The sequence below is a fragment of the Bacillus haikouensis genome, assembly GCF_013179555.1.
Classification (GTDB): Bacteria; Bacillota; Bacilli; order Bacillales; family Bacillaceae_B; genus Rossellomorea; species Rossellomorea haikouensis_A.
Genome location: NZ_JABMCR010000230.1, coordinates 1 through 6,596, shown reverse-complemented (window position 1 = coordinate 6,596; position 6,596 = coordinate 1). Strand labels below are relative to the sequence as shown.

The 6,596-nt window shown below is 44.3% G+C and carries 6 protein-coding genes; all 6 read left to right on the top strand.

Going from position 1 to position 6,596, the window contains the following annotated elements; all coding sequences use genetic code 11:
• Nucleotides 1-733 (top strand): alpha/beta hydrolase family protein (locus HP456_RS18005; RefSeq protein WP_172253658.1); only part of this gene is annotated, 733 nt, incomplete at its 5' end.
• Nucleotides 734-1,015: 282 nt separating this feature from the next.
• Entirely contained in the window at nt 1,016-1,657 is a 642-nt protein-coding gene (locus HP456_RS18000; protein WP_172253656.1) for a TVP38/TMEM64 family protein, read from the top strand.
• Nucleotides 1,654-2,214, top strand: a complete 561-nt coding sequence (gene lepB, locus HP456_RS17995; protein ID WP_172253654.1) for a signal peptidase I — start codon at nt 1,654-1,656, stop codon at nt 2,212-2,214. The genes HP456_RS18000 and lepB overlap by 4 nt, the downstream gene beginning before the upstream one ends.
• A 231-nt stretch (nt 2,215-2,445) precedes the next feature.
• Nucleotides 2,446-3,189, top strand: a complete 744-nt coding sequence (fabG, locus tag HP456_RS17990) for a 3-oxoacyl-ACP reductase FabG (protein ID WP_172253652.1) — start codon at nt 2,446-2,448, stop codon at nt 3,187-3,189.
• Between the two features lie 41 nt (nt 3,190-3,230).
• Nucleotides 3,231-4,406 carry a thiolase family protein gene (locus HP456_RS17985; RefSeq protein WP_172253650.1) on the top strand — a complete coding sequence of 392 codons (1,176 nt, stop codon included), beginning with the start codon at nt 3,231-3,233 and terminating at the stop codon, nt 4,404-4,406.
• 380 nt (nt 4,407-4,786) lie between these two features.
• Nucleotides 4,787-5,890, top strand: a complete 1,104-nt coding sequence (locus HP456_RS17980) for an endonuclease (RefSeq protein WP_246289223.1) — start codon at nt 4,787-4,789, stop codon at nt 5,888-5,890.
• Nucleotides 5,891-6,596: the final 706 nt, after the last annotated feature.

Here is a 6,596-nt window from a genome sequence, read left to right as displayed (position 1 = left end):
TGTACAAGGATGGATCATGAAGCCGGTAAATGGCGGGGAAGGAAAGAAGTATCCGCTGATTGTCGAGATTCATGGAGGTCCGCATACGATGTATGGAAATACGTTTTTTCATGAACTTCAGCTGCTGGCAGGTAAGGGGTACGGGATCCTTTACATCAATCCAAGGGGCAGTCACGGGTATGGACAGGAGTTTGTCGATGCCGTAAGGGGAGACTATGGAGGCGGTGATTATGAGGATATCATGGCTGCGGTCGATTATGTACTGAAGGAATATGACTGGATAGATGAATCAAGGCTCGGTGTGACCGGAGGAAGCTATGGAGGTTTTATGACGAATTGGATTATTGGACACAGCGGCCGGTTCAAAGCAGCCGTCACCCAACGGTCCATCAGCAACTGGATCAGCTTTTACGGTGTGAGTGATATCGGCTATTATTTCTCTGAATGGCAGATGAAGTGCGGTTTGAAGGATATCGAAAGCCTTTGGAAGCATTCTCCCCTGGCTTATGTTCAGCACATCGACACGCCTCTTTTGATCCTGCATAGTGAAAAAGACTACCGTTGTCCGATTGAACAGGCTGAACAATTGTATATCGCATTGAAAAGGGATGGGAAAAACGCGAGATTTGTACGTTTCCCAGAATCGAATCATAATCTTTCCCGTACCGGGAAACCTTCCTTGCGAAAAGCAAGGCTCCTGGAAATCATCGAGTGGTTTCAGGAATATCTGTAACATTCCGGCCGTCATTTCAAGAGAAGTGGCGGTCTTTTTGAATATTTTTTTCTATCTTCAGGAGGACAAAATACTGGGCAGACTCCCGTGAACTTCACTGAAATAAAATCTGGATAAATACATAAAAGCTCCATTGACAGTTTAAATCCGCCTGGTTTAGGAAAAGGTTTAAATAGCGGAACACCGAGTATGGCATTCTATCATTGGTATGATATGATGAAATAGAAGTTACGCATAAACGAATGAGAATTGTTCATTGTCGTATAAGGGGAAACATATACTATGGATATTAATGCAATAAAAGAGTGGTTTACCCTCGAAAATATAATGGAATTGGTTCAGCAGTATAGGGCACTCGGTCCTTTTGCCGGCATTCTGTTGCCGATGCTTGAGGCCTTTCTTCCCTTCCTGCCGTTAGTTGTCTTTGTGATGGCAAATGCCAACGCTTTTGGTTTATGGTTCGGGTTTCTTTTTTCCTGGATAGGGGCAGCTGCAGGTGCGCTTCTCGTATTCTTGCTGGTAAAGAGATACGGGGATACACGGTTGTTTCGCTTTCTGCAAAACAACCGTCAGGTAAACAGGCTGACTCGATGGGTAGACAAGCATGGATTCGGTCCATTGTTTTTACTTTTATGTTTCCCATTTACGCCTTCTGCCCTGGTAAACGTCGTGGCCGGCTTATCAGGCATCAGCATCGCTCAATATATGCTTGCTGTCTTAACAGGTAAAATGGTGATGATTTTTACCATAAGCTTTATTGGATATGATATTATATCATTAGTACAAAAGCCTATACGAACCGTTATAGTAGGGGTTATCATCTTTATATTGTGGATTATTGGAAAACAAATAGAAATACGTTTAAATAAAAAGTTGGATATCGACCAAAGAATTGAACGGAAAAAGCAGGAGGAATCGAATTGAGAGAAGAGGTAAAAAGAGAAGGTCTTGAATGGATTAAAGCTCTGGGAATCGGGTTGATCATTTTTATTGTCATTCGAACTTTTCTTTTCTCAAACTATGTAGTGGAAGGCGAATCGATGCTCCCGACATTGGAAGATGGCAATAAGCTTGTCGTAAACAAAATCGGTTATCAATTAGGTGACCTGAATCGGTTCGATGTAGTTGTCTTCCATGCGAACGAAAATGAGGATTATGTTAAAAGAATCATTGGTCTTCCTGGAGATAAAGTAGAATATAAAGAGGACAAACTATACATCAACGGAGAATCCTATCCAGAGCCGTATTTAGAGAAATTCAAGCAGGAATACATCGGCAATAAACTTACTGGAGACTTCACAATAGAAGAAATCACCGGTGAAAAGACCGTACCTGAAGGAAAAGTATTTGTCCTCGGTGACAACCGCAGGGGAAGCATGGACAGCAGGTACTTCGGGTTTGTCGACCAGGAGCAGATTGTAGGTAAAGTGGATCTCAGGTACTGGCCGATAAGTGAATGGGATATGCAATTCAAGAACTGATACACAGGAAGAATTTTGTTCATAGGGAACAAAGTTCTTTTTTTTATGGCTGCTTTGGGTTGAAACTCGGGGAAGCAGGATTTCCGGAGAAAGTTGTCGAAACCATAAATGGTAACAATGAAAGCGGTTCCCTAAGGTCTATATGACACATCAAGTAGTGTTCTCACCCACTGCGGAATAAGTGTTTATGTACGATTTTTGGCTGGATGCGGGGACGAAGGAGGAAATTTCATGAGATTAAAGGGCAAAGTGGCTCTTATCACGGGAGCAGCAAACGGAATCGGATATGCAGCAGCAGAAGTGTTTGTGAAAGAAGGGTGTCACGTCGCTCTTGTCGATTTTGATGATCAAACCGGGGAAGATAAAGAAAAATCATTGAATGGACTAAGGGGCGGCAAGGCTGCATTCTACCAAGGGGATGTGTCAGACCGTTCTTCAGTAGACGGTTTTGTAAAAAAAGCCAAGGAGCATTTCGGTAAAATCGACATCCTTATCAATAACGCCGGGATCACAAGGGACGGTATGCTGCATAAGCTGACTGCCGAACACTTTCAAAAAGTTCTCGATGTTAATTTGACAGGCGTGTTCAATTGTACCCAGGCCGTACTTCCTTATCTAATTGAAAATGGAAAAGGTAAAATCATCAATACTTCTTCCGTCAGCGGCGTGTATGGAAATGTTGGGCAGACAAACTATGCCGCAGCTAAAGCGGCTGTTGTTGGAATGACAAAGACATGGGCGAAGGAACTGGGGCGTAAAGGAATTAACGTCAATGCAGTGGCCCCGGGCTTCACTGAAACCGGAATGGTTGCAAGTGTCCCTGAAAAAGTGATTGAAGGCATGAAATCGATGGTTCCGCTAGGCAGGCTGGGGAAGCCCGAAGATATTGCAAAAGCGTATTTGTATTTAGCATCCGACGACAGTGATTATGTGAATGGAACTGTTCTCCATGTAGACGGCGGCATCATGATGTAAAAAGACAAAAATTCAAGACACATCGAAAGGGGAAGATTGATATGAGAAATGTAGTGATTACATCTGCTCTGCGTACACCCGTCGGAGCATTTGGAGGAGCATTCAAAGACCTTCTGCCGACAGACCTGGTCGTGCCTGTAATGAAGGAAGCAGCCAGACAAAGCCGCCTGAATCCCGGTGATATAGATGAAGTCATCCTTGGACATTGTATTCAGCGCACTGATCAGCCGAATACTGCCAGGACGGCAGCACTGCTCTCAGGTTTTGATGATACAACAACGGGATACACGATACAGAGGCAGTGTGCCAGTGGGATGCAGTCAATCATCTCTGCTGCCATGCAAATTCAGACCGGCTTATCGAATGTTGTCCTCGCGGGAGGAGTCGAAGCAATGAGCTCAAGTCCATATATAGTAAAACAGCATCGTTTCGGTCAACGTTTGCAGCATGGTGAGATCCGTGATTCGGTATGGGAAGTCCTGGAGGATCCGATTCACGGAATCATGATGGGAGAAACTGCTGAAAACCTGGCCGGAAGTCACGATATCTCCAGAGAAGACCAGGACCAATTTGCGATGCTTAGTCACCAAAGAGCGGTCAATGCTATCGAAAAGGGATACTTTGATTCTCAAATCGTTCCTGTTACAGTACGGAATCGCAGAGGAGAAAAAGTAGTCGATACCGATGAAAGCCCGCGTGCCGGGTTGACAGTGGACAAACTTGCTAAATTAAAGCCTGCTTTCCGTGACGCCGGGAGCGTAACAGCAGGGAATTCTTCCAGCTTGAATGACGGAGGAGCCGCACTTATCCTGATGAGCGAACAGGAAGCAGAGAAGAGAGGGCTTCAGCCACTGGCACGGATTGCAGGGTATTCTGTGGCAGGAGTGGATCCCAAAGTTATGGGAATCGGACCTGTTCCAGCCATCCAAAAAGGATTACTTAATGGGAGCTGGACGTTGGATGAAATCGATCTTTTTGAGATCAATGAGGCATTTGCCGCCCAGTACCTGGCAGTAGAAAAAGAGCTTGGTCTTGATCGGAACAAGGTGAATGTTAATGGAAGCGGCATCAGCATCGGACATCCTGTCGGGTGCACGGGTGCCCGGATAGCCGTCTCTCTAGTGCATGAACTCAAGAGGCAGAACCTGAAAAAAGGAATTGCTTCTTTATGTGTAGGGGGAGGCATGGGGGCGTCTGTTTTGATAGAAACAGTGTAAGTTTCATAGAAAATAAGGAGTACCAGTCCAGTAAATAAGGGGCTGGTCCTTTTTTGTACCATTGAAGCGGGCGGGAATCGAGTGCGATAATTTCCTCTGTGAGCCATTTGATCATAAAGAGCGGAATTGCTCTTCCAATATTCAGACTGAATATTTGTATAATTCCATATTTACCCATAAAATCGATCTTTTTGATCAATCGATTGTGATTCAATTTACTTATTTTAGAAGATTTACATTTATTTAACCCTTTTATAAAATTTTCTGGTGTACGCTAAATGAGTATTAATACTAAGGAGGCGGTACGTTTGAAACAGTTTTCAGGGAAAGTGGTCAGTATCATCACCGTGTTCGTCATGATTTTATTTATCTTCAGTGGAATGCAGATGGACAAAATCAATGCGGCGGGCAGCGGAACATGGAATTCACCGTTTTCAGTAAGTCAGGCGATCTCGAACCAAACCGGTGCAGCCTATTCAGTTGAGGGATATGTAGTAGGGCAGCCTACCTCACAAACATCTGTCGTGACGAGTAACTTCCCGAATGATTATGCACTTGCTCTGGCCGACTCGCCGTCGGAAACAAATACATCAGATATGGTCTATATTCAGATTCCCTCCTCATTTCGCTCAAGCTATGGTCTGCGGAGTAATCAGGACCTGATGGGCCAAAAACTTAAAGTCACCGGAAACCTGACGTATTATTTCTCCCATCCAGGAGTGAAGTCGACTTCAGCTTTTGAAGAGGTACATGGAGACCCCGGTCCAACAGATCCGACTGACCCTGAAGATCCTCCATCCTATGAAGAATATTATACTGCTGCAGAAGGAAAAACAGGCTCTAACCTTAAAGATGCACTTCACAACATTATTGATGATCATGCCACACTTTCCTACAGTGAAGTTTGGGGAGCGCTTCGAAATACAGACGAGGATCCTGCAAACTCAAACAACGTTCTTCTATTATATTCGGGCAGGTCTCAATCAAAATTCACCAACGGCGGAGGGGGAGACGACTGGAACCGTGAACACGTATGGGCGAAATCACATGGTGACTTTGGAACGGCACAGGGAGCGGGGACAGATCTGCATCATTTGCGTCCGACTGACGTAACGGTGAATTCCTCCAGAGGAAATCTCGATTTTGACAATGGCGGCAGCGAACACAGTGAAGCTCCTGGAAATAATTATGACGGCGACTCCTGGGAGCCCCGGGACGAAGTAAAAGGTGATGTTGCCCGGATGATTTTCTATATGGCAGTCCGCTATGAAGGGGACAGCGGTGAAGTAGACCTTGAATTAAATGATTATGTGAATAACGGAAGTGCTCCGTATCACGGGAAATTGTCTGTATTGCTGGAATGGCATGAAGAGGATCCTGTAGATTCAAGAGAACTACGCCGCAATGACATTATTTTTGAAGACTATCAAGGAAATCGTAACCCATTCATCGATCATCCGGAATGGGCGGAAATGATTTGGTGAACAGGGTCGGCTGAGCGCTTGGGGCATGGGATGTCCCAGGCGTTATCACTGAAATGAATGGAGTTTTGGCTTAGGTTCCTATATTTGCTGGGCAAAAGATCAGCTTGCGTGAGAAAATAGCTCTGAATAGCAGGCTTTGGGCGATCATCGTGCTGAATATTAATTTATTGTGCCGCCCGATAATCGTGCCTCTTTCACAATAATCGTGCCTTATGTCGAAAAATCTCCAAGTGAATTTGTGTAAGGCCAGGACATCCTAATCTTATCAGGACCACCCCTGTTCCCGCCGCTAAAATCATATTAAAATTAATGCCCCTTTCAAAAGCCTGTAACTTTTCTCATTCATAACTCCACCACCCTAAAATAAAATCAATCCAATCAAAGGATGGCACAGTTGCAAAAATTCCAAAACAATATCACTTTATCGAAAAAATTCCAAAAACAGATGTATGGGAATGAAAATAAAAGTTTAGCAGAAGTTTTATTTAAGGATCGCTGCTTTTCGTACGAGTCCAAGAGCCTGATAGGGAGTACACGTGGTCTTTTCGACTTAAGCCTATAAGTTCCATCTGTTGTAAAGTCGAGAATTTATCAGTAAACAGTGCGAAAAGAGCACAGTAGAGATATTACTGGCAAAATAAAGGGGAAACCACCCTGAATCCCGAATACTATTACCTCGAGGTGAAAACGGATGAAACAATTACTT

Excerpts from the sequence above, each read along its gene's own strand:
- HP456_RS18000 (WP_172253656.1), top strand. The coding sequence starts at position 1,016 with ATGGATATTAATGCAATAAAAGAGTGGTTTACCCTCGAAAATATAATG.
- fabG (WP_172253652.1), top strand. The coding sequence starts at position 2,446 with ATGAGATTAAAGGGCAAAGTGGCTCTTATCACGGGAGCAGCAAACGGA.
- HP456_RS17985 (WP_172253650.1), top strand. The coding sequence starts at position 3,231 with ATGAGAAATGTAGTGATTACATCTGCTCTGCGTACACCCGTCGGAGCA.
- HP456_RS17980 (WP_246289223.1), top strand. The coding sequence starts at position 4,787 with ATGCAGATGGACAAAATCAATGCGGCGGGCAGCGGAACATGGAATTCA.